The 22,224-nt window shown below is 59.9% G+C and carries 19 protein-coding genes and 1 pseudogene; 7 read left to right on the plus strand and 13 right to left on the minus strand.

Going from position 1 to position 22,224, the window contains the following annotated elements; all coding sequences use genetic code 11:
• Positions 1-573 precede the first annotated feature (573 nt).
• Both SNL23_RS20735 and SNL23_RS20740 read right to left on the minus strand, forming a co-directional pair.
• Complete coding sequence (locus SNL23_RS20735; RefSeq protein WP_076013582.1) at positions 574-2,163, minus strand: ABC-F family ATPase; 1,590 nt, start codon at positions 2,161-2,163, stop codon at positions 574-576.
• Between the two features lie 162 nt (positions 2,164-2,325).
• Positions 2,326-3,564 (minus strand): MFS transporter, encoded by a 1,239-nt coding sequence (locus SNL23_RS20740; protein WP_318303327.1) that lies wholly within the window; start codon positions 3,562-3,564, stop codon positions 2,326-2,328.
• 302 nt (positions 3,565-3,866) lie between these two features.
• On the opposite strand from SNL23_RS20740, the gene SNL23_RS20745 reads away from it, so the two are divergent.
• A complete protein-coding gene (locus tag SNL23_RS20745; RefSeq protein ID WP_076013580.1) occupies positions 3,867-4,679 on the plus strand; it encodes a class I SAM-dependent methyltransferase in 813 nt (270 codons plus the stop codon).
• Positions 4,680-4,817: 138 nt separating this feature from the next.
• Here the strand turns inward: SNL23_RS20745 and SNL23_RS20750 are convergent, their stop codons facing one another.
• Complete coding sequence (locus tag SNL23_RS20750) at positions 4,818-5,204, minus strand: TIGR03067 domain-containing protein (RefSeq protein WP_076013579.1); 387 nt, start codon at positions 5,202-5,204, stop codon at positions 4,818-4,820.
• A 399-nt stretch (positions 5,205-5,603) separates the two neighbouring features.
• Between SNL23_RS20750 and SNL23_RS20755 the strand changes: the two genes are divergently transcribed.
• Entirely contained in the window at positions 5,604-6,947 is a 1,344-nt protein-coding gene (locus SNL23_RS20755) for a Wzz/FepE/Etk N-terminal domain-containing protein (RefSeq protein ID WP_076013578.1), read from the plus strand.
• A 263-nt stretch (positions 6,948-7,210) separates the two neighbouring features.
• Entirely contained in the window at positions 7,211-8,110 is a 900-nt protein-coding gene (lpxO, locus tag SNL23_RS20760) for a lipid A hydroxylase LpxO (protein ID WP_076013577.1), read from the plus strand.
• Positions 8,111-8,128: 18 nt separating this feature from the next.
• Here the strand turns inward: lpxO and ligD are convergent, their stop codons facing one another.
• Both ligD and ku read right to left on the minus strand, forming a co-directional pair.
• The gene (ligD, locus tag SNL23_RS20765; protein WP_076013576.1) at positions 8,129-10,642 is read right to left on the minus strand and encodes a DNA ligase D; all 2,514 of its coding nucleotides are present in this window, start codon (positions 10,640-10,642) and stop codon (positions 8,129-8,131) included.
• A gap of 11 nt (positions 10,643-10,653) precedes the next feature.
• A complete protein-coding gene (gene ku / locus SNL23_RS20770; RefSeq protein WP_076013575.1) occupies positions 10,654-11,490 on the minus strand; it encodes a non-homologous end joining protein Ku in 837 nt (278 codons plus the stop codon).
• Between the two features lie 198 nt (positions 11,491-11,688).
• Between ku and SNL23_RS20775 the strand changes: the two genes are divergently transcribed.
• Together SNL23_RS20775 and SNL23_RS20780 are read left to right on the plus strand one after the other, a co-directional pair.
• Positions 11,689-12,009: a hypothetical protein gene (locus tag SNL23_RS20775; RefSeq protein ID WP_318303330.1), complete on the plus strand. Its 321-nt coding sequence runs from the start codon at positions 11,689-11,691 to the stop codon at positions 12,007-12,009.
• A gap of 30 nt (positions 12,010-12,039) precedes the next feature.
• Positions 12,040-13,200, plus strand: coding sequence for a PQQ-dependent sugar dehydrogenase (locus SNL23_RS20780; RefSeq protein ID WP_318303331.1), 1,161 nt, complete (start codon positions 12,040-12,042; stop codon positions 13,198-13,200).
• A gap of 121 nt (positions 13,201-13,321) precedes the next feature.
• Here SNL23_RS20780 and SNL23_RS20785 read toward each other — a convergent pair whose 3' ends face one another.
• Both SNL23_RS20785 and SNL23_RS20790 read right to left on the minus strand, forming a co-directional pair.
• Positions 13,322-13,801 (minus strand): nuclear transport factor 2 family protein, encoded by a 480-nt coding sequence (locus SNL23_RS20785; protein WP_003218450.1) that lies wholly within the window; start codon positions 13,799-13,801, stop codon positions 13,322-13,324.
• A gap of 32 nt (positions 13,802-13,833) precedes the next feature.
• Entirely contained in the window at positions 13,834-14,385 is a 552-nt protein-coding gene (locus SNL23_RS20790) for a TetR/AcrR family transcriptional regulator (protein ID WP_318303333.1), read from the minus strand.
• Positions 14,386-14,510: 125 nt separating this feature from the next.
• Here SNL23_RS20790 and pssA point away from each other — a divergent pair, with 125 nt between their 5' ends.
• Positions 14,511-15,854 (plus strand): CDP-diacylglycerol--serine O-phosphatidyltransferase, encoded by a 1,344-nt coding sequence (pssA, locus tag SNL23_RS20795; RefSeq protein ID WP_318303335.1) that lies wholly within the window; start codon positions 14,511-14,513, stop codon positions 15,852-15,854.
• A 26-nt stretch (positions 15,855-15,880) separates the two neighbouring features.
• Here pssA and SNL23_RS20800 read toward each other — a convergent pair whose 3' ends face one another.
• The 5 genes from SNL23_RS20800 to efeU all read right to left on the minus strand — a co-directional run bounded on the left by SNL23_RS20800 (position 15,881) and on the right by efeU (position 20,748).
• Entirely contained in the window at positions 15,881-16,342 is a 462-nt protein-coding gene (locus SNL23_RS20800) for a hypothetical protein (RefSeq protein ID WP_318303336.1), read from the minus strand.
• A gap of 176 nt (positions 16,343-16,518) precedes the next feature.
• Positions 16,519-17,337 (minus strand): iron uptake system protein EfeO, encoded by an 819-nt coding sequence (gene efeO, locus SNL23_RS20805; protein ID WP_167664238.1) that lies wholly within the window; start codon positions 17,335-17,337, stop codon positions 16,519-16,521.
• 27 nt (positions 17,338-17,364) lie between these two features.
• Positions 17,365-18,672 carry an iron uptake transporter deferrochelatase/peroxidase subunit gene (efeB, locus tag SNL23_RS20810; protein WP_318303338.1) on the minus strand — a complete coding sequence of 436 codons (1,308 nt, stop codon included), beginning with the start codon at positions 18,670-18,672 and terminating at the stop codon, positions 17,365-17,367.
• A gap of 14 nt (positions 18,673-18,686) precedes the next feature.
• Complete coding sequence (gene efeO, locus SNL23_RS20815; RefSeq protein WP_318303340.1) at positions 18,687-19,889, minus strand: iron uptake system protein EfeO; 1,203 nt, start codon at positions 19,887-19,889, stop codon at positions 18,687-18,689.
• 10 nt (positions 19,890-19,899) lie between these two features.
• Entirely contained in the window at positions 19,900-20,748 is an 849-nt protein-coding gene (gene efeU, locus SNL23_RS20820; RefSeq protein ID WP_026078249.1) for an iron uptake transporter permease EfeU, read from the minus strand.
• Between the two features lie 168 nt (positions 20,749-20,916).
• Here efeU and SNL23_RS20825 point away from each other — a divergent pair, with 168 nt between their 5' ends.
• Complete coding sequence (locus SNL23_RS20825) at positions 20,917-21,939, plus strand: AraC family transcriptional regulator (RefSeq protein WP_318303341.1); 1,023 nt, start codon at positions 20,917-20,919, stop codon at positions 21,937-21,939.
• Here the strand turns inward: SNL23_RS20825 and SNL23_RS31625 are convergent.
• A pseudogene (locus SNL23_RS31625) lies at positions 21,935-22,021 on the minus strand (outer membrane lipoprotein carrier protein LolA); the annotation flags it as partial. The gene SNL23_RS20825 and the pseudogene SNL23_RS31625 overlap by 5 nt on opposite strands.
• Between the last annotated feature and the right edge of the window lie 203 nt (positions 22,022-22,224).

Raw genomic sequence — 22,224 nt, forward strand, 5'->3', positions numbered from 1 at the left:
GTCGAGCTTTAGCGAGGCTGCGATGGCGGCGGCATGGTCGATAAAGAGGTTGCCTGACACACCGCCATCGCGGCCTCGCTGGGGCTCGACGGCTCCCACAGGGGGCGGGGGAAGTCTGGGAGTTGTGTGTGTGATCGCAGCGCGAATCGACTGTTTGTGGCCCTTGCTCTTGCTTCTACCACTCAGGTCGGCTTTCAGGCCGCCGTGCTGTTGATCTGGCTTTTGATTTTGATCTTAGGCGCCCCGTTAAACCACGATGGCCGCAAGTAGGCACGGTGGAGCGGGTAAACCGGCAGGACGCCGGTTTAGCCGCGACGGGCCAGGGACGGGCCGTCGCGGCGGCCCGCGGAAGCGTGCCGGAGTGCGGGCATGCCGAGCCTGGGCGAGGCACCGAGTGGTGGGGCAAGAGCGTTTTGCTTACTTTTGCGCTGTTCAAAAGTGAGCCGCTGTAAGAGCGGAACCCTAAGCAGCCGTTACCGAAGCAACGGATATGTCCCCAACCCCAACCCCAACCCAAAAAAAAGCCCCATCACATGGGACGGGGCTTTTTGCATTTCAAACAACTAGCAGTGCTTAGAAAACCACACCCTGACTGCGCAGGTAATCATCATAAGTACCGCTGAAGTCGATCACACCACTCGGGCTCAGCTCGATAATGCGAGTGGCCAGGGACGACACAAACTCACGGTCATGGCTGACGAAAATCAGCGTGCCCGGATAGTTCTCGAGCGCCAGGTTCAGCGCCTCGATGGATTCCATGTCCAAGTGGTTGGTCGGTTCGTCCATGATCAGCACGTTCGGCTTTTGCAGGATCAGCTTGCCGAACAACATACGGCCTTGCTCACCACCGGAAATCACCTTCACCGACTTCAGGATCTCATCGTTGGAGAACAGCATGCGGCCCAGGGTGCCACGAACCACTTGTTCGCCTTCCTTGGTCCAGCGGCCCATCCAGTCGAACAGGTTGGACTCGTCTTCAAAGTCCGAAGCGTGGTCCTGGGCGTAGTAGCCCAGTTCGGCGGCTTCGGTCCATTTGACGGTACCGGCGTCCGGGGACAGTTCGTTGACCAGGGTGCGCAGCAGGGTAGTCTTGCCGATACCGTTCGGGCCGATGATCGCCACACGCTCGCCGGCTTCAACCTGGAAGCTGAAGTCCTTGAACAGCGTCTTGCCGTCAAAGCCTTTGGCCATGCGATCAACGATGACCGCCTGGCGGTGCAGCTTCTTGGTCTGGTCAAAGCGGATGAACGGGCTGACGCGGCTCGATGGCTTGACTTCGGCCAGTTGGATCTTGTCGATCGCCTTGGCGCGGGAAGTGGCCTGCTTGGCTTTCGAGGCGTTGGCCGAGAAGCGGCTGACGAAGGATTGCAGCTCGGAGATCTGGGCCTTCTTCTTGGCGTTGTCCGACAGCAACTGCTCGCGGGACTGGGTCGCCACGGTCATGTATTCGTCGTAGTTGCCCGGGAACAGGCGCAGCTCGCCGTAGTCCAGGTCGGCCATGTGGGTGCAGACGCTGTTCAGGAAGTGACGGTCGTGAGAGATGATGATCATCAGGCTCGAACGTTGGGTCAGGATGTTTTCCAGCCAGCGGATGGTGTTGATGTCCAGGTGGTTGGTTGGCTCGTCGAGCAGCAACACTTCCGGATCGGAGAACAGCGCCTGGGCCAGCAATACGCGCAGTTTCCAGCCTGGCGACACTTCGCTCATCGGGCCATTGTGCTGCTCGATGCCGATACCCAGGCCCAGCAGCAATTCACCGGCGCGGGATTCGGCGGTGTAGCCGTCCATCTCGGCGAAGTCGGTTTCCAGCTCGGCAACGGCCATGCCGTCGTCTTCGGTCATTTCCGGCAGCGAGTAGATGCGGTCGCGCTCGGCCTTGACCTTCCACAGCTCTTCGTGACCCATGATCACGGTGTCGAGTACGGTGAATTCTTCGTAGGCGAACTGGTCCTGGCGCAGTTTACCCAGGCGCACGTTCGGCTCCAGCATGACCTGGCCGCCGGACGGGTCGAGGTCACCACCGAGGATTTTCATGAAGGTCGACTTGCCGCAACCGTTGGCACCGATCAGGCCATAACGGTTGCCTGCGCCGAACTTGACCGAAACGTTCTCAAATAGCGGCTTGGCGCCGAACTGCATGGTGATGTTAGCTGTGGAGATCAATTACTTTACCTATCAATAGCTTGGAGTGCGCTAATTTGAGCCGGGCCCATTTTGTGGCCCGGGCCAACGGGCATACGTCGGCAGCGACATCAAGGCTTGAGGCCCAGTCGCTGAGCAGAAAAATGGGTGCATGTTGGAATTTGGCGCGCATTGTCGCATATGTCAGGCGGGAGTTGTATGGCGCTGCACGGATGGATTCGCCTGAGTCTCGGGCATCGCCACCCACACCAGCCCCAACGCGACGGCAGCCACACACGCCAGTGTCAGGAACGCGGCGTTGTAACCCGCCCACTGCACGACAAAACCCGCCAGGCTGCTGCTCAGTGCCGCGCCCAGTCCGAATACCGTGGACAGCGCCCCCAGGCTGACATTGAAGCGCCCGGTGCCTTGGGTGAGGTCTTTGACAATCACCGGAAACAGCGCGCCGAACACCCCGGCGCCGACGCCGTCGAGCATCTGTACCGCCACCAGCCAATAAGGATCACTGGACAGCGTATACAGCACGCCCCGCAGCGGCAGGATCATGAACCCCGCGAGCAACAGCGGTTTGCGCCCCCACACGTCGGCTTTTACGCCCACCAGCCAGGCCACCGGCACCATCACCAGTTGCGCCGCGACAATGCAGGCCGAGGTCAGTGGCGTGGCCATTTGCAGGTTGATCTGCGACAGCTTCTGGCTGACCAGCGGCAACATGGCTGCATTGGCCAAGTGAAACAGTGCGCAGCAGATCGCGAACAGCATTAATGGCTTGTTCGCCAGAAGCACGGTCATCCCCGACGGCTGTTCGTGTTCGGCACCGTGGGCAGGGTCGAAACCCCGCGCGACTTCGTGATCGATTGCTTCGGCTGACACGCAACTGACCGCAATTACGCTGGCCACCGCCATGACCGCCATCAGGTAAAACACCGCCACGGGGCCAAACAGATAGGCGAACCCACCGGCGAGCAGGGCTGCAACCGCGTTACCGGCGTGGTTAAAGGTTTCGTTGCGGCCGGTGCGGCGGGTAAAGGCGCGCGGGCCGGTGATGCCAAGGGAAATCGCCGAGATGGCCGGCGCGAACACCGAGGCCGCCGCAGCACTGGCCGCCTGGGTCAGCGCCACCAGGCTGAAGGAGCTGACAAAAGGCAGAAGCAGGCAACTGGCGGTCACCAACAGGGCGGCGACCGCGATCACGGCCCGCTTGCTGCGGGTGCGGTCAATCAGCGCTCCGGCGGGCGTCTGAGTGAGCAGTGCCGCGATGCCGGCGACGGTCATAACCACGCCAATACTGGCGGGGTCCCAGTGGTGCACGGCCAGCAGATAAATCGCCAGGTAGGGCCCCAGTCCGTCACGGACATCCGCCAGGAAGAAGTTCAGGCCGTCCAGGGACAGGGTGTTGCGCAGGTCAGAGCGAGTGGCCATGGCACGGTCTTCAGGCGAGAGGTCGGTAGCGATAATGACCCATGGCCCCTGTTGATAGTTTCTGACGCAAGCGTCGTACAAGCACAAACATTTACAAAGTGGAGCCATGTGTATCGAAAAATAGCGCCGGAGGAGGTTTTTTCAGGGATTTTTATTGTTAACAGTTGAACATCCCATAAGCCTGGCTTATTTTCCGCACGTTCGCCCTACAGTGAAGGCTCTTTACCGGTTCAAGGATGGCGAGGCTTTTGGTGTAGGGCGGACTTCTTTTGTCGCAATGACTAGAACGTTTTGGAGACGCAATGGACATGCTGTCAGCCCAAGAGGCTATATCCAGCAACAAGGACGCTTGGAACGAATCCGCCAGGCTGCATAAAAACACCGCCAACTGGAAGGCCTTGCTTGAGGATGTCGCCAAGCCCGGCTTTTCGCGTTTGGACCCGACGTTGACCGCATTGCTGCGCAAGGTCGGTGTCGAGGGCAAGGATGTGGTGCAACTGGGCTGCAACAATGGCCGCGAAAGCCTGTCGCTGTTCGGGTTGGGCGCACGCACGGTGGTGGGGATCGATCAGTCCGAGGCCTTTCTGCAGCAAGCTCGTGAGTTGGCCGACGCGTCCCCGTACAAGGCGGAATTCATCGAGGCCGACATTCACCATTTGCCCCGTGGATTGGCCCAACGCTTTGATCTCGCCTTGATTACCATCGGCGTGCTGAACTGGATGCCGGACATCGCGCTGTTCATGGCCCACGTCGCCAGCACCCTGAAGCCAGGCGGCAGCCTGGTGATTTACGAGACCCATCCGTTCCTGGAAGTATTCGACCCGACGGCGCCCAACCCAATGTTGCCCGTCAGCTCGTACTTTCAGCGCGAGCCTTTTGTGCAGCAGGAGGCCATCGTCTACGAAGGTGAGACGGAAGGCGTTGCGGCTGCTTCTTACTGGTTCGTGCACACCCTGGGAGAAATCGTCAACGGGGCCATCGCTGCCGGGTTGCAGATCAGCCATCTGCAGGAGTTCGCGCACTCCAATCGCGAGGAGCTCTACGACCAGTACGAAAACCAGCCTGCGCAATTGCCGATGTGCTACACCCTCACCGCCATCAAGCGTCCGGCCTGACTGGCTGCCGAACAGGCAAAAAAAAGCCCGCGAGGACGGCGGGCCAAGGTGTTCACTGGAGTAGGTAGCCTTCACCCTATAGGCCGATAAGTGAAGGCCATGTGAAAACCATGTCGCAAGAACGGACGTTCAGCCTCTTCAGCTTCTGCGCACAAAGGTCCGCATGGTTTGTCCCGGGCCAGTACTGAAACGGGTAGGGCGGGGCATGCCTTCATCTGCTGCGATGAACATGAAGTGATCACCTTCCAGCTGGTAACTCGCAAGCAATTGCTTGCCAGCATCTTCACCCATTGAATCAACCCAGGTAATGCTTTTGGGTGCCGTGCTGGCATCGAGCGTAAAGCTGCCTGCCAGTAACACCTCACCGTCGACGGTCACCACCTGGAATTGATCACCCGCGATCGTCGTAATAGCGCCTGGAGCGCTGTGCTCATCGGCAGGGTTGAGCACGCCGCTGTCTTCTAGCGCCGTTTGTTCCCAGGCTCCCTGAAGCGCCTGAAAGTCGTCCTTTGAAACAGATGTCATACAAATTCCTTTTTTTGATTAAAAAATGACCAGACAATGCGGCGGATTTCCGAGGCCTGACGGATTAACTGAATCGATTTTGTGAGAAATGTCTTGTTTCACATGACTGCGTACGAATTTTCCTAATAATGCCGGGTGTTTAGCGCTATTTTATGCGCTGTTTCAGACACGGTTCTTTACAAGTTCGTCTACGCTCAGCGCATCGGCAATGACATCCAGGTATCTGAATGGAAACAACCTTCATGTGTGTGGGACTTTTCTGGGTTCTCAGTGGTCCGATAACCATCGATAGATCGTGTGTTTCTTGCGCACAGGGCGTTGTCCCTGGTTTCAAGTGGTTATTCAGTCTTTCATGAATATGTGCGGCCGTTGACGTCGACTTTTTAAGGTGCTCCAGTTTTGAATAAAACTCCTCGGTTCCAAGCTCATCCGGCATCGGACGAAATTGATCTGTTTGAACTGTTTAACGGTATCTGGCGGCAAAAAAAGTTGGTGTTGGGATGCACGCTTCTGGCGGGTGTCCTGGGGGTAGGCTATGCATTTCTGGCGCCACGAGAGTATCAGGTCAGCAGCGTGCTGCGTCCTGCCGCCATCAACGAACTCGATGCACTGAACCGTTCCGAAGTCTATAAGCTGCCTCCGGCCGATGCCCTGAACAAAGTAGGGGCGCAACTCGATTCCTACGAAGCTCGCCTCGGATTCTTCAAGTCCCATGAAGATTTGTTCAAGGCGTTTCAGAAATCCGGACAAAGCCTTGAACAGAGTTTTGAGGAGTTCAACCGAAACTCCATCAACCTGATCCTGCCTGACCCGAAAAAAGCCGACTCCCTAAGCAGCTATATCCGGCTCGAGTTGCAGTACCCGAAAGACATCGATGGCGTTGCCATTCTTAACGGCTTTGTGGACTACGCCATTGATATGGAACGTGCCCAGGTCGGCGCGGACCTGAAAGTGATCGTCAATAACCGCCAGAACGAACTCAAGGGCAAGATTGACGCGGCTCGTTCCAACTACGAAACCGATAAGGAATCGAAGATTGCCAAGCTGCTTGAGGCCGACAGGCTGAAGCGGGCCCAATTGGAAGACGAGCTGGGTGCCCTGCGCCTGCAAATGAAAATGGAGCGAACGGATCGGTTGGCGGAGCTGGCCGAGGCCATTTCCATCGCCAAGTCGATGGGCATCAAGACGCCGACGACGCCTTCCTCTATGGCGGATGCATCGCGCAGCGGCTCGAATCAAGTCATGCGCACCGAGGTCAATAACCAGAAAATCCCGCTGTACTTCCTTGGTACCGAAGCGCTAGAGGCAGAGCGTACGGCCCTGCAGGCGCGTACCAACGACGACTTCACCAACAGCCGCATTGCAGAGATTGGCAAAGAATTGCAGATGCTGCAGGTCAACCGTGAAGTGGAAGTGCTGAAAAAGCGTGGGAATGAAGACATCTTCTTGCAGGATGTTGAACCGTTGCGAGCTGAAGTCGCGCGACTGAAGAGCCTTAACATCGACATGAGTGGCCTGAAACTGGTCACCATTGACCGCCGTGCCCAGGAGCCGCTGAGCCCGATCAAGCCTAAAAAAGGCTTGGTTATTGCGCTGAGTCTGGTTGGAGGAGTGGTGCTGGGTGTGCTGATTGCGCTGGGCCGCCATTTTGTCTTGGCGCGGCGCGAGTCTGTGCCTTATTCGCAGTTGGATGAACAACGGCTTTCCCTGCGCCCACGCAAGGATGACGAACCGCAAGTTTAACCCCGACAGCCCTCGGGCTTGCCGCCTGGCAAGCCCGCTCCCGCCCCTTCGCAGCACACTCAGTGGACACCTTTTCACAATTCTTGATTAACCTTTGGTTACAAAGTGTGGCTAAAATAGCTGCTAATGGCCATGACGGGATTGTCGCCCAGACCGTCGTGTTGCCTATTTGTGAATTGTGATTTCAGGTGCTGCATCTTCAATCCTCGGCCGTCGTGGGCACGCAGGAGCAGCCTGTTCTCTTCTGACTTGTGACGAATACCTTGAAACTCATCATTGTTGCTCTCTACGTTGCCTCCATTGCGTACGTTCACCTGCGTGGCCGGGTGCGTCACAAGTTGGGCCGCCAGCTCAGCGATCACTCGACCTTCCTGGCTCCGGTGAACTGCTTTCTGTACCTCTTCTCCAAACTGCCCAGCCGACCGTACCTGTCCCCCAGCGACTTTCCAGACCTGAGCCCGCTTCAGGAACACTGGGAAGAAATTCGCCTGGAAGGCCAGAACCTGCTGCGCGCAGGCGAGATCAAGCGCTCTGACCAATACAACGACGTGGGCTTTAACTCGTTTTTCAAGTCGGGCTGGAAGCGCTTTTACTTGAAGTGGTACGGCGACAGCCATCCGTCCGCGATGAAGCTGTGCCCGCGAACCACTGAGCTGGTGCAAAGCATTGGCTCGATCAAGGCGGCGATGTTTGCCGAATTGCCACCGGGCTCCAAGCTGGTACGCCACCGTGACCCGTACGCCGGTTCCTACCGCTACCACCTGGGGCTGGACACGCCGAACTCCCCGGGCTGCTACATCAACGTGGACGGTGAAAACTACTATTGGCGCGACGGCGAGCCGGTGATGTTTGACGAGACATTCATCCACTACGCCGAAAACACCACGGAGCAGAACCGGATCATTCTGTTCTGCGATATCGAACGCCCGATGAAGTACCGCTGGGCGGCTGCGTTCAACCGTTGGTTCAGCCGCAACGTAATGGCTGCGGCCGGCTCGCCCAACGATGCCGGGGACAAGACCGGTGGCTTGAACCGTGCCTTTACCCGTCTGTACAAGATTCGCCTGCGGGGCAAAGAGCTGAAAAAGCGCAATCGCACCCGTTACTACCTGGAGAAGTGGGCGATCTTCGCCGGTTTGGCGTTGATCTTCATCCTGATCTGAACCTGGCTGGAGCGCGCATCAGCCTGGCGGATGCGCGCCCAGCTTGTCCCACATCTTCTTGCTGATCTTCTGCCGATTGGCATAGCCCGCCCACGGGTCCTTCTTCAAACCCTGCAAACGCTCGTGCAAGTTGGCGACGGTCCATTGCTGGGCACCGTGCAAACCCTTCAACTCATCACGACTCACGGGTACCGAGACCGGCAGGCCAGGGCGTGCGCGCACCGAGTAGGCCGCCACTGTGCTGGCGCCACGGGCGTTACGCAGGTAATCGATAAAGATTTTGCCGATGCGATTTTTCGGGCCTGAGGTCGCGGTAAAACGCTCCGGCAACTGCTGCGTCATGAACTGGGCAATCGCCTTGGCGAAGGCTTTTACCGTTTCCCAGTCGTCCCGGCGCGCCAGCGGCACCACCAAGTGCAGGCCTTTGCCACCGCTGGTCTTGACGAACGCTTCCAGCCCCAACTCATCCAGCACCGACAGGGTCAGTTGCGCTGCTTCGAGCATGCTTTTCCAGGGCAGGGCCGGGTCCGGGTCAAGGTCGAGCACAAACAGGTCCGGGGTTTCGATCTTGTCTGCGGTGGCGCCCCAAGTGTGCAACTCGACGGTGCCCATTTGCACCGCGCCGATCAGCGCGGCCGGGCTGTCGATTTCCATCAGCCGCGCATGGCCTGGATCCAGGGTCTGGTCCAGTTGCTTGATATTCGGGATCGCCAGGTGCTCGGAGTGCTTCTGGAAAAACTGTTCACCGGCAATGCCTTCCGGTGCTCTTAGCAAAGACACAGGACGGTTACGCAGGAAGGGCAGGATCCATTCGCTGATGCCCTCGTAGAACTGCGCCAGTTGCAGTTTCTGTGTACCACTTTGGGTGTCGATGACTCGGTCGGGATGGGTGATCTTGACCCCGGCCACAGCACCGGCCTCCGTTGTTTTTTTGCGCGGTTTTTCCTTCAGCGGCTTTTCCTTCAGCGACTTGGCTGCTCGCGGCTGTTCATGAACAATCTGCTCCACCGGCTTATCGGTGCGCAATCCGACAAAGGCCGACTGGCGCACCACGCCTTCGCGGGTCCATTCGGCGAATTGCACTTCGCCCACTAATTGAGGTTCGACCCAATGCACGCCACGTGCCTGGGCGCTGGTCAGCGGTTTGGCCAGCGGCGACGCATCGCGCTCCAAGGCTTTCAACTGCTCACTGATCTTCTTTAATGCGGCCTGATCAAAGCCGGTGCCCACGCGCCCGGCATACACCAGCCCGGTGTCGTCATTGACCGCCAGCAACAGCGCACCAAAACCGCTGCGTGAACCTTGCGGACGGGTGAAACCGACGATCACGAATTCCTGGCGCAGCCGGCACTTGAGCTTGATCCAGTCCGGGCTGCGCTTGGAGACGTACAGGCTGCCCGCACGTTTACCGATCACGCCCTCCAGCGCCAGATCACAGGCGCTTTCGAAGATGTCCCGCTGGTTGGCGGCAAACGACTCGGAGAAGCGCAGCAGCTTGCTCTTGCTACGAGGCAGTACTTTCTTCAGCGCGGCGCGGCGTGCTTCAACAGCCGTTTCCCGTTGGTCGCGACCATCCAGAAACGGCGCATCAAACAGGTAGTAGACGATGTCGAGGCTGCGGCCGATATCAAAGGCGTTCTGCAACGCCTGGAAGTCCGGCAACCCATCAGCGTTCAGGCTGACCACCTCGCCATCGAGCCAACTGTCTTTGAGTTTAAGCGCCTCCAGGGCCTTGGCCTGGCGCGGTAGCCGGTCGGTCCAGTCATGGCCATTGCGGGTGAACAGCCGCACTTCACCGTCACGAATACGCGTGAGGATGCGGTAACCGTCGAATTTGATCTCGTACACCCAGTCGCCGTCCGGTGCGCGGTCCACCAGCGTCGCCAATTGTGGGGTGAACTGATCGGGCAGGGCGGTTGAGGATTTGCGCGTGGTTTTTTTCGGTGCGGCGGTTTTTTTCGGGCGTCCCACCGTTGCATCACTCAGCACGCTTTTCGGCTCGGCCTGGACCACGTCGTAATCTGCCGCCGGGCGCGCCTGCTGATCGTTTTCCTTGATCAATAGCCACTGCTCCTTGTCGCCGCTGCCCTTGAGCCGCGTGCGCACCAGCGTCCAGTCGCCAGCGAGCTTTTCGCCGATCAGGGTGAATTTCAGCTTGCCGGCCGCGTAGGCTTTGCGCGGGTCGTCGTGGGGCTGCCACACGCCGCGATCCCAGACGATCACGTCACCCGCGCCGTATTGGCCAGCGGGAATGCTGCCCTCGAAACTGCCGTAGCCCAATGGGTGGTCTTCCACATGCACTGCGAGGCGCTTCTGGCTCGGGTCCAGGCTCGGGCCCTTGGGCACCGCCCAGCTTTTGAGCACGCCATCCAGCTCCAGGCGAAAGTCGTAATGCAGGTTGCGCGCGTCGTGCTTTTGAATCACGAAGGTCAAGGCCTGGGCCCGGCTCCTGCCGCGAGGCGCACTGCCTGCAGGTTCGGCGGTTACATCGAAGTCGCGCTTGGCGTTGTATTCACTCAGGGGCTTGGCCATGGCGGTCTACCTCATGAAGCCTTACGGGTTTTTTTCGCGGCAGGTTTCTTCGCCGGGCTCTTGCCTGCCAGGCTGCGCTTGAGCAGTTCCGTCAGGTCGATCACATCGGCTGATTTGCGCTCCTCTTCACCCTCGCTGGATTCCACGTCTTCGATCTTGCCGGCCTTGGCCTTCTTCGCCACCAGCGCCATGATCTTTTCCTGGAAGCTGTCGCGATATTCTTCGGGCTTCCAGTCGGCGCTCATGTCTTCCACCAAGCGCTTGGCCATGTCGAGCTCGCCCTTGGCCAGGGTGGGCTTGGTCACGTCGCTGCCCAGCTCAAGCTCATCCAGCCCGCGAACTTCTGCGGGCCAGCGCAGCATCACCAGCACCAGTGCCGACTCCAGCGGCATCAGCGCCGCCAGGTGCTGCTTGGTGTGCAGCACCACGTTGGCCAGGGCGACCTTGCGGGTTTTTTTCAGGGTTTCCCGCAGCAGCGCATAGACCTTGCCGCCGCGCTTGTCGGGCGCCAGGAAGTAGGGCGTGTCGATGTTCTGCAACGGGATCTGGTCGCTGGCCACAAACGCGATGATTTCAATGGTCTGGGTGGACTTGGGGTGGGCCGAGCGGATTTCGTCTTCGCTGAGGATCACGTAGCGGCCTTTCTCATAGGCCACGCCCTTGACGATATTGTCCTTGGTGACTTCCTTGCCGGTGGCCTTGTTGATGCGCTTGTAACCCACCGGGTCCATGCTGCGCTTGTCCAGCCAGTCGAAGTCGACGCCCTGGGAGGACGTGGCCGATACCAGCGATACAGGGATGTGTACCAAGCCAAAACTGATTGCGCCTTTCCAGATAGCCCGTGGCATGTCGGTTTTCCTGAAGATGTAGGGGTCTTCAGGTGACACGCCGGTTTCGGCAAAAGTTTCCCTGGCCAGCCGGCTGGCACCGGGGTTTCAGACAGATCGTGTTACACCTGATGAGAAACTATTTAGTTACCAAAGCCGAACCCAAGGCGTAGCGTGTTATCGAAAGCACGTATTACTCGCGCCCAGAGAGGCTTTGTCATGAACACCCGTTTGCGTCACCTTGCGGTATTGGCGATGGGCCTGGCCTTGAGTTCGTTGGCACAGGCACAAAACCTGCCTGGCAGCAGCAACAACCCCTACAACGGCCCGACTCACCAGGCCAACCCCAACAGCATGCAGGGTACCCAGCCCAACGCGCCAGCTGCGCGGGGTACCTACATTCCACCGGCGCAGCGGCCACCAACCCTGCAAAACGGCGGCATCGGCAATAGCGTCCAGCGCCGCGACAGCCGACAGACCCCGCCGGCCATCCAGCCCAAAGCTCCCACTCGCGACGCCAATGGCAATCGCGGCGATTGAGTGTGTAAAAACGACAAGGACACCCACCGTATGTTTCTACGCAAAACCCTCCTGGCGACCTTCTGCGCCGCTGCCTTGCTGCCCCTGACGCTGCCCGTTTCGGCGGCCGACACCCAACAGTTCCCCAGCGAGCAGGGGAGTATCACCGTCACCCCGATTGCCAAGGGCCTGGATCATCCCTGGGCCGTGGCCTTCCTGCCGGACAAAAAAGGCTTCCTGGTCACCGAGCGTCCCGGCAACCTGCGGTTTGTCAGCCCGGACGGCAAACTGTCCGCGCCCCTGAAGGGCGTGCCTGAAGTGTTTGCCAAAGGGCAGGGCGGTTTGCTGGACGTGGTCCTGTCACCCGACTTCAAGGAGGACCGCCTGGTGTACCTGTCCTACGCCGAAGGCGGGGGCAAGAACGGCACTGCCGGCACCGCCGTCGGGCGCGGACGCTTGAGCGATGACCTGAGTGGCCTGCAGGACTTCAAGGTGATCCTGCGCCAGGAGCCCAAGCTGTCCACGGGCAACCACTTCGGCTCACGGCTGGTGTTTGACCGCGATGGTTACCTGTTCGTGACCCTGGGGGAAAACAACGACCGACCCACCGCCCAGGACCTCGACAAGCTGCAAGGCAAAGTCGTGCGGATCTTCCCGGATGGTCGTATACCCGAAGACAACCCCTTCGTCGGCCAGGAAGGTGTGAGGCCGGAAATCTGGTCCTACGGCCAGCGTAATCCTCAGGGCGCGGCGCTGAACCCGTGGAGCGGCACCCTCTGGGAAAACGAGCACGGCCCGCGTGGTGGGGATGAGATCAACATCATCGAGCGTGGGAAAAACTACGGCTGGCCGCTGGCGACCCACGGCATCAACTATTCCCTGACGCCGATTCCCGAGGCCAAGGGCAAGACCGCCGAAGGCACCGTTGCACCGCATCACGTATGGGAGAAATCACCAGGCGTGACCGGCATGGCGTTCTACGATGCCGACCGCTTCAAGGCTTGGCAGCACAACGTGTTTATTGGCGCACTGGTGAGCCAGGAGTTGATTCGATTGCAGTTCGACGGTGACAAGGTCATCCACGAAGAGCGGCTGCTGGGCGGTTTGAAAGCGCGGATCCGCGATGTGCGTCAGGGACCGGATGGCTACCTGTATGTGCTGACGGATGAAGATAACGGCGTGTTGTACCGGGTAGGCCTGAACCAGGACTGACAACCGTTCAACTGTAGGAGCGAGCTTGCTCGCGAAAAACCTGAGGACGACGCGGGGTGCCAGGCTTCCCGCGTTATCGTTAACGTCCCTCGCGAGCAAGCTCGCTCCTACAGGTTGTTGTTTACAACCCAAGCTCTGACAACCCCGGATGCTCATCCGGACGCCGTCCCAGCGGCCAGTGGAACTTGCGCTCGCTTTCCTTGATCGGCATGTCGTTGATGCAGGCAAACCGGTTCGCCATCAAGCCATTCTCATCAAACTCCCAGTTCTCGTTGCCGTAGGAGCGGAACCAGTTGCCGGAGTCGTCATGCCATTCATAGGCATAACGCACCGCGATGCGATTGCCGGTAAACGCCCACAACTCCTTGATCAACCGATAATCCAGTTCCTTGGCCCATTTGCGGGTCAGGAAACTCTTGGCTTCCTCGCGGTTATGGGCGAACTCGGCGCGGTTACGCCATTGGGTATCCAGGGTATACGCCAGGGATACCCGTTGCGGGTCGCGGGAGTTCCAGCCGTCCTCGGCCAGGCGAACTTTTTCAATGGCCGATTCACGGGTGAATGGCGGCAACGGCGGGCGTATTTCTGCGTTGGATGACATGGGACGGCTCCTTAACAGGTTTAAAAGTCAGGTCAAAGTTGCAATAAAGTTCGCGCCATGGATTGCGCGTTATCGGCAGCGGTTGAGTCGCCCATGACCAGGGCTACGGTAATGGCGCCATCAATCAGGATCAGCAGGTGCGCGGCCTGGCGTTCCGGGTCGCAGGTACCATGTGCTTGGCAAAGTTCGAGGGCATACTCGAACAGTTTCTGTTTATGGGCCTTGGCCAGCAGGCGCACCGGGTCTTGCGGGTCGCCGGTCTCGCCGCTGGTGTTGATGAAGGCGCAGCCGCGAAAGTCATCGGAGCCGAACCATGTCTTCAAGACGCTGAACACGCCCAGCAGGCGTTCGCCGCTGGTGGCGTGGCGCTCAACTTCGGTACGCAGCCAGTGCATCCAGCGCTCGTCGCGGCGTTGCAGGGCGGCAATGACCAATTCGTCCTTGTTGGCAAAGTAGCGGTAGACGCTCTTTCTGGAGACGCCGGCGGTTTTCACCAGAAGATCCATGCCGGTGGCAGCGATGCCATTTCGGTAGATCAACTTTTCGGTAACGTCGAGGATAATGTCGCGAGTGATATCGTTCATGCAATCTACAGTAGAACGATCGTTCTCCTTGGTCAATTAATTATTTTTAACCCCGGGCGGGAAGACCTGAGCCACCCCATGGTGTAAGCTCTCGAGTCCTTCGGATTCGACCCATTGCGAGCCCTATGCCGTCGTTATTCAAACGCTCCCTGTTGCCCAAGCTGCGCGGTTTTCCCCTCACCCCTGACGCGATCGAGGTGCTGTCCGGCGCTGCGCAGTACCGCCGTTGCCTGTTGGAGAAAATCTCCCAGGCCACCCAGCGCATCTACATCGTGGCGTTGTACCTGCAGCAGGATGAGGCCGGGCAAGAGATCTACGACGCGTTGCACGCTGCGAAGGCGGCACGGCCGGGGCTGGATATCGTGGTGGTGGTCGACTCGCTGCGCGCCCAGCGCGGTTTGATCGGGGCTGGCAAGCAACCGGGCAACAGCGCCTGGTACCAGGCCATGACCCAGTCCCACAGCACCGAAGTGCCGGTGTACGGCGTGCCGGTGCAAACCCGCGAACTGTTCGGCGTGCTGCACCTCAAGGGCTTTGTGATCGATGACAGCGTGCTGTACAGCGGCGCCAGCCTGAACAACGTGTACCTGCACAAGTTTGACAAATACCGTTATGACCGTTACCACCTGATCCACAACAAGGCGCTGGCCGACTCGATGCAGCACCTGGTGGAGCACGGCCTGGTGGCCTCCAAGGCTGTGCATCGGCTGGACCTGCCCAACCCGCCGACCACCCGCAGCCTGCGTAACGACATCGGCGACCTGCGCAGCCGGCTGAAGCACGCGGTGTATGACACCACGGCGGGGCAGTTGCCCAACGGCAACCTGACGGTCAGTCCGTTGTTGGGCGTGTGCAAGAACAACCCCCTGAGCCGGGTGATCTGCGAGCTGATTGCCAGCGCCCAGCATCAGTTGACCATCTGCACGCCGTACTTCAACCTGCCGCTGCCAGTGACCCGGGAAATCAACCGCGCCCTGGCGCGCGGGGTGAAGATCGACATCATTGTCGGCGACAAGACCGCCAACGATTTCTACATCCCGCCGAGCGAGCCGTTCAAGGTCATCGCCGCGCTGCCGTATCTCTACGAAATCAGCCTGCGTCGCTTCGCCAAGCGCCACCAGCGCATGATCGACAGCGGCCAGCTGAACCTGCACCTGTGGCGCGACGGCGACAATACCTATCACCTCAAGGGCATGTGGGTCGACCAGCGCTATACCTTGCTGACGGGCAACAACATCAACCCACGAGCATTTCGCCTCGACCTGGAAAACGCCTTGCTGATCGATGATCCCAAGGGTGAGTGGGTAGGGCCTCGGCGCACCGAGTTGGCAGAGATTTTCCAGCACACCTCACGTATTGAACGCTACCAGCAACTGGAAACCCTGGTGGAGTACCCGGCGGCCGTCGGCAAGTTTTTGCGTCGGGTCAGCCGGGTGCGGATTGAGCGCTTGTTGTACCGTATTTTGTAGTTGCTTACGTCCGCAATTGCCCGCAGCTACGATGCCGCCCCGGCCACTCTCAGCAGTTCCAGGTTGTCGATCGACAAAGCTGCTGGCGGCTTGAAAGGCTTATCAAAGGCTATTGCAAACAAGATGTTCACGCCGTGGTCGTGAACATTATTGACAATAAACGGGATTGTCAGCGTCGTCCAATGTGCACTCCCCGCAACAGGCGCAATTACGATTTTGTCTTCCTCAAAAACTCGTAACGTCACCTCGAAGTTTCGCTGAATGTTGTGATCGAACCGGAAAGAGAACTCTGAAGGTGGCAATGACGGGAAGTGTTTTTGTAGAAGAAACACACCGGGTGCGCGAATCTCCTGATACAGGTAATAGTCACCCGTGTGGCGTAGTCGAAACTCGATAGGGTCGCCGGGAATAGTATCGGCAACCCACCCATTGAGCGTGCTGTCGTTGAAGTCGGTCAAGTCGATTAGCGGGCTTCTGTGGGTGCTCATTTATCAGTCCCTCATGAGATGAGTTGTCAAGGCCAGTGCTGTACCTGGAGCCTGCCCATGAGGCGTCACCGCGGGGGTTGTGTCTACTGTCAGACTTGACAGGTATAGGCGAGTGTTACGAGGGGCTGGAGCGGGGGGAGTACTCGCGGGCACGAACGGCCCGCGAGTGAGGTGTATCAGTTCAAGCCAAGCTTGCCACGCAAGGTGGACAGGTCTTCCGCCAGGGTATTGACCGGGCCAACCAGGGCTTTACGGTCAGCTTCCTTAACCTTGTCGTAGGTCTCGAAACCGCCATCCTTGGTTTTGTACTTGGCCAGGATCTTGTCCACGGCCGCGAAGTTCTTGTCGACTTTGGCGACGAACGCCTTGTCTTGCTTCTCGATCTGCGGACGGAACAGGTCGACGATTTTCTTCGCACCGTCGATGTTGCCCTGGAAGTCATACAGGTCGGTGTGGCTGTAGCGGTCTTCTTCACCGGAGATCTTGGTCGCGGCCACTTCTTCAAGCAGGGCAGCAGCGCCACCGACGACTTTTTCCGGCGGGAAGGTCAGGCCGTCCACGCGGGTTTTCAGGTCCAGTACGTCGCTGTTGAGCTTGTCCGCCAGGGCGTCCAGGCCTTTGGTGGTGTTCTCGGAGAACAGGCTGTACTCGATGCGGTGGAAGCCGGTGAAGTCTTCGGCTTTCACGCCTTTTTCGTGGTCGTCCACACGGGAGTCGATGGAGGCGTCGAGGTCGCTGAACAGCTCGGCGATCGGTTCGATGGACTCATAGTGAACGCGGGTTGGCGCGTACAGCTTCTTGGCGGTGGCCAGGTCGCCTTTTTTCACGGCGTCGGTGAACGCCTGGGTCTGGGTGACCAGCTCGCCGATTTCTTCGGTGACGTAGATCTTGTAGTCCGACACCGGCCCTACCAGGTCCAGCGGCGCGGTGGCGGCGAAGGCGGCCAGCGGCGAAAGGCTCATTAACAAGGACAATGCGAGAGACGACTTCTTCATGGGACGATTTCCGCTCTGGGGTTTGTTTTAGGTATTGGCAGTAGTTTGAGGATGTGTCGCATCCAGCAGCGTGCGCCCGATGAAATCCTGGGCCCCGGTGACGCCTGGCAAGGTGAAGAAATAACCGCCGCCGACCGGCTTCAGGTATTCCTCCAGGGGCTCGCCGTTGAGCCGGGTTTGTACGCTGATAAAGCCTTTCTCCAGGTCAGCCTGGTAGCAGATGAACAACAGCCCCATGTCCAGCTGACCGTTTTTGTTGACGCCGTTGGAGTAGTTGAACGGCCGGCGCAGGATCAGGTTGGCCTGGGTCTGTGCTGTACGTGGGTTGGCCAGGCGGATGTGGGCATCGAGCTTGGTCAACTTGCCTTCCGGGTCCTTGCTGTAGTCCGGGACCTGGGTTTCTTTCTGGCCATCCATGGGCGCGCCACTGGTCTTGATCCGGCCAATGATGCTTTCTTGCTCTTGCAGGGGCGTGCGGTCCCAGCGTTCAACGAAGTTGCGGATGATCCGCACCGCCTGGTAGCTGCCATTGGCGGCCCAGGCCGGCTCGTCACTGCCCGGCTGTACCCACACAATCTGGTCCATCGCCTTGTTGTCGTTGGAGTTCGGGTTGGCCGAGCCGTCGCGAAAACCCAGGAAGTTACGCGCGCTCTGCGCCGGCTCGCCAGGGCGGGCAGGGGCCTGGGGCGGTACGCTGCCTTCCTGCTTCCAGCGCACCAGCAGCAGGTCCGGCAGGTTTTTCACGATGTCGCGCAGGGCGTGGATATTGGTGTCCGGGGTGTTGGAGCTGAACTGCAGGCTCAGGTCGCCGTGGCACTGCGCCGGTTCCAGCGCATCGTTGGGGAAACCGACCATGCGGATCAGGCGCTTGGGCTTGGCAGCGGCCAGGCCGAAGCGCTCGTCGAACAGCGACTCGCCGACCGACACGGTGATGGTCAGGTTGTCCGGGGTCACCACCGGGCCGAGGATGCCGGAGTCGGTGGGGGGCAGTTTCGGGTCGACTTGCACCACGGTGCCGCCGGTCATCAGGAACGCGATGCGCTCGTTCAAGGTGCGGAACAGCCGCTCCAGGTCCTCGCGGTCGCTGGCCAATACGTCGAATGCCACGAGCATGCCGCAGGCCGGGCGCGGGGTGACGATGCCGGTCTGGTGCTTGCCGTGGTAGTCGTGGTGGTCCTGGGTCTTTTCACTGCTCGGTGCGGTGGTGACTTGCGCGGCAGCGTTGGCAGCCATCGCCGGGCAGCTCAGGCTGCTGCCGGCAATCGCAGCGCCGGTGGCGGCCATGCCCAGCAATACACGACGACGCTGGGATGAAAACTGTTCTGAATCACTCATGTCTACGGTCGTCTTCACTTCAGGCCGGAAAGGCCAAGGGCGGGGTCGATTCCATCGAGTGCAACGGCCAGAGCCTTGGCCTTGTCGGCGATCTGCTTGCGCTGATCGGCGGTAACGCTGTCATACGTGGCGTAGCGGCCATCGACTTTCAAACCGCTGAGTTCGGCGTCGAGGGCGCTGATCGCGCTGTCGATGCCGGGCAGCAATTGCTCGGCAGATTTGGTCAACAGCGGGCGCATCAGGTCGACCACTTTGCGGGCGGCGTCCAGGTTGGCGGCGAAGCCGTTGAGGTCGGTATGGCTGTAGCGCTCTTCCTCGCCGCTGGCGGCGCGTACGTCAGCCAGGCTGTTGAGGTTGCGCACCACGATGCTCACCAGTTGCTCCGGCGGCAGCGACTGGGCCAGCAACTGTTGCTTGAGGCTGGTGACGTCGGTGACCAGGCGCTGGGCAATCGGCGCCAGGCCATCGAGGTTGCGTTGCTGGAACAGGCCATATTCGAGGCGGTGGAAACCGCTGAAAGCCGGGTCCTGCTCGCGCTTTTCAAAGTAGTCGGCGCGGGCGTTGATCGCGTTGTCCAGTTCCGCCAGGCGTTGCGAGGCCGGGGCCAGACGCTGGTAAGCCTCGCGGGCCGGCACGTAAAGCGCCTGAGCCTGGCTCAGGTCGCCGGCTTCGATGGCCTGCTCAAGCGCCGTAACAGCCTTGACCAAGGCGCTGCCCTGGCTGCTCAGGTACACGCGGAACTCCGACAGCGGGCCGATAAACGCCACCATCGACGGCTTGGCCTTGGCTTGGGCGTCCGACTCGGCAGTCGGTGTCACCTTCAAGGTGCCACGCGGGTTGCTCAGCAGGCCGCAGGTGATCTGGTAGTCGCCGGGCAGCAGGTTGGCGTTGATCACCTGGCTCAGGCCCGGGGCGATATTTTCGCGCTCTTCGACCACCAGCACGCCGTCGAGGATTTCCCACTCCACGGCACGGTCCGAGCGGTTGATGATGCGGAAACTGGCGCGTCCTGCCGGCACTGTCAGCGCATTCGGCTCGCAGCTGTGGGCGTGGATGGTGACGGCAATTTCATTGTGGTTGGCCTGGCGCTTGGAGGCGGCCAGTTGCGAGGCGTAGTAGAACAGGCCACCGGCGGCGATCATCACGACCACCGAGCCGCCCACCGCCCAGCGCAAGGCGCGGGACGGCGGAGCCGGTTGAGGGGTTGGGTTGGACAAGAGGCGGTCCTTACTGGCTGGAAACGGAAGAAGTTGTGCGGGTAGCCGGCTTGCTCGGCGGCGCGGGCAGGAAGAACATCACCAGGGCCACCACCAGGTAAATCAGGTAGGCGCCGAGGGTGCTGACGGTCGGGGCGTCCTGATAGCCGAACATGCCGGCCAGCACCGAGCCCAGCGGGCCGTCCATCGGCAGCGTCGCGCTGAAATCGAACAACACGGTTTGCAGGTGGTTCCACACCCCGGCTTCGTGCAGGGCTTGTACCGAGTTGGCGAGGATGCCGGCGGCGACCACCAGGATAAACAGGCCGGTCCAGCGGAAGAATGCGCCGAGGTTCAGGCGCATGCTGCCGGTGTAGATCAGGAAGCCGACGATGATCGCCAGGATCAGGCCGAGCAGGGCGCCAATCGGCGCGCCCGGGCCTTCGCTTTGCTGGAACACGGCCAGCAGGAAGAATACGGTTTCGAGGCCTTCACGGGCCACGGCAAAAAACACCATGGCGATCAGCGCCGTGACCTGATGCTTGGAACCGGCCAAGGCATGATCGAGGGATTCATGCAGGGAATGCTTGATGGAGCGCGCCACCTTGCGCATCCAGAACACCATGGAGCTGAGAATGCCCACGGCCACCAGGCCGACGATGCCTTCGAACAGTTCCTGTTGTTTCTGCGGGAATTCGGCACTCACCAGTTCCAGGCCACCGCCGACCAGCAGTGCCAGGGCTGCTGCCAGAAATACGCCGATCCACACTGCGGGCATGTACTGGCCACGGCCAGTTTGCTTGAGGTAGCTGGCAATAATGCCAACGATCAAGGCGGCTTCTATGCCTTCGCGCAGCATGATTAAAAAAGGAACAAGCATTCGGCACCGAATCGTCACTAGATAGGAAGCTAAGTTGTAACATAATGATACTCATTACTAAACAGTGAATCTTGACCTTTACTGAACCTTGACTGAACGGTGGTGGCAAACCGCAACCCCCACTAGAATGCGCGGCATTGCCCAAGCCACCGGATCGCTCCATTCCCCATGTCGGAAAAAGACACCATTTCCATCCAACTGGTCCGCGAAGCCCTGTTGCAGAGCTGCGCGCCGGGTGCGGCGACCGATGAAGTATTGAATAAAGTCGGAATCGATCCCGCGCTGCTCGGCCAGCCAACCGCACGCGTCCCGGCAACGGCTTACGCGCGTTTATGGCGCCTGCTGGCACGGCGGATGGACGACGAATTTTTCGGCATGGACCCGCGCAAGCTCAAATCCGGCAGCCTGGAATTCCTGTGCCGCGCCTCGATGGCCCAACCGACCCTGGCCACCGCGCTGGAAACCGGCCTGGGCTTCCTGTCACTGATGCTCGAGCGTATGCCGGCGCAACTGGTGCACCAGCAGAGCCTGGCGGAAATCGTACTGTTGGAACCGGAGCCTGAACCCAAGCGAGCCTTTACCTACTTCGCCTACTGGATGATCGTCCACGGCGTCGCCTGCTGGCTGGCGGGGCGGCGCATCCCGATCCTGGCGATCGAACTGCGCTGCCCGCAGCCAGACTTCTGCGACGACTACCAAGTGATGTTCTCCGATAACCTGCGCTTCGACCGGCCGCGCACCCGAATGATTTTCTCCGCCGACTGCCTCGACCTGCCAATCAAACGCAGCCCGGAAGAACTCAAGCGCTTCCTGGCCCATGCCCCCGCCAACATCCTCGTCAAATACCGCGACCCCGACAGCCTCGCCACCCGCATCAAGACTGACCTTCGGCAAATGCCTGCTGAGAACTGGCCCGAAACCGAAGGCCTGGCCGCGTCGCTGTGCATCTCCGCCTCCACCCTGCGCCGGCGCCTGGCGGAAGAAGGGCAGACCTACCAAGGTCTCAAGGACAGCGTGCGCAAAGAACTGGCGATCGTGTGGTTGGCGGACTCCGACATCAGCTTTACCGAAATCGCCACCCGCCTGGGGTTTGCCGATGCCAGCTCGTTCTACAAGGCGTTTCGCAAGTGGTCGGGCTCCAACCCCGGGCACTATCGCAGCCTGATACTTAACGAAACGCCGAACCTGTAGGAGCGAGCTTGCTCGCGAAAAACTTGAGGGCGCCGCGTTCATCCAGAATGCCAGCGTCATCGTTAACGACCTTCGCGAGCAAGCCCGCTCCCACATTTGACCGTGCCCGCTTTAGTTTCTGATTTTGCTCTTCCACACTCAAGCCGGCCGGTAGGCCGCTGTGCTCTTGCTTTTGATCTTGATCTTAGGCGCCCCGTTAAACCACGCTGGCCGAACGCAGGCTTTGGAGCGTGGGCAACCCGGCAGGACGCCGGGTTAGCCGTGCTGGGCCAAGGATGGCCCATC

The sequence above is a fragment of the Pseudomonas sp. SED1 genome, assembly GCF_034044025.1.
Taxonomy (GTDB): domain Bacteria; phylum Pseudomonadota; class Gammaproteobacteria; order Pseudomonadales; family Pseudomonadaceae; genus Aquipseudomonas.

Coding starts and splice junctions, on each gene's coding strand:
- SNL23_RS20740 (WP_318303327.1), bottom strand. CDS start 3,564: ATGGCCACTCGCTCTGACCTGCGCAACACCCTGTCCCTGGACGGCCTG.
- SNL23_RS20745 (WP_076013580.1), top strand. CDS start 3,867: ATGGACATGCTGTCAGCCCAAGAGGCTATATCCAGCAACAAGGACGCT.
- SNL23_RS20750 (WP_076013579.1), bottom strand. CDS start 5,204: ATGACATCTGTTTCAAAGGACGACTTTCAGGCGCTTCAGGGAGCCTGG.
- ligD (WP_076013576.1), bottom strand. CDS start 10,642: ATGGCCAAGCCCCTGAGTGAATACAACGCCAAGCGCGACTTCGATGTA.
- ku (WP_076013575.1), bottom strand. CDS start 11,490: ATGCCACGGGCTATCTGGAAAGGCGCAATCAGTTTTGGCTTGGTACAC.
- SNL23_RS20775 (WP_318303330.1), top strand. CDS start 11,689: ATGAACACCCGTTTGCGTCACCTTGCGGTATTGGCGATGGGCCTGGCC.
- SNL23_RS20780 (WP_318303331.1), top strand. CDS start 12,040: ATGTTTCTACGCAAAACCCTCCTGGCGACCTTCTGCGCCGCTGCCTTG.
- SNL23_RS20785 (WP_003218450.1), bottom strand. CDS start 13,801: ATGTCATCCAACGCAGAAATACGCCCGCCGTTGCCGCCATTCACCCGT.
- SNL23_RS20790 (WP_318303333.1), bottom strand. CDS start 14,385: ATGAACGATATCACTCGCGACATTATCCTCGACGTTACCGAAAAGTTG.
- pssA (WP_318303335.1), top strand. CDS start 14,511: ATGCCGTCGTTATTCAAACGCTCCCTGTTGCCCAAGCTGCGCGGTTTT.
- SNL23_RS20800 (WP_318303336.1), bottom strand. CDS start 16,342: ATGAGCACCCACAGAAGCCCGCTAATCGACTTGACCGACTTCAACGAC.
- efeO (WP_167664238.1), bottom strand. CDS start 17,337: ATGAAGAAGTCGTCTCTCGCATTGTCCTTGTTAATGAGCCTTTCGCCG.
- efeB (WP_318303338.1), bottom strand. CDS start 18,672: ATGAGTGATTCAGAACAGTTTTCATCCCAGCGTCGTCGTGTATTGCTG.
- efeU (WP_026078249.1), bottom strand. CDS start 20,748: ATGCTTGTTCCTTTTTTAATCATGCTGCGCGAAGGCATAGAAGCCGCC.
- SNL23_RS20825 (WP_318303341.1), top strand. CDS start 20,917: ATGTCGGAAAAAGACACCATTTCCATCCAACTGGTCCGCGAAGCCCTG.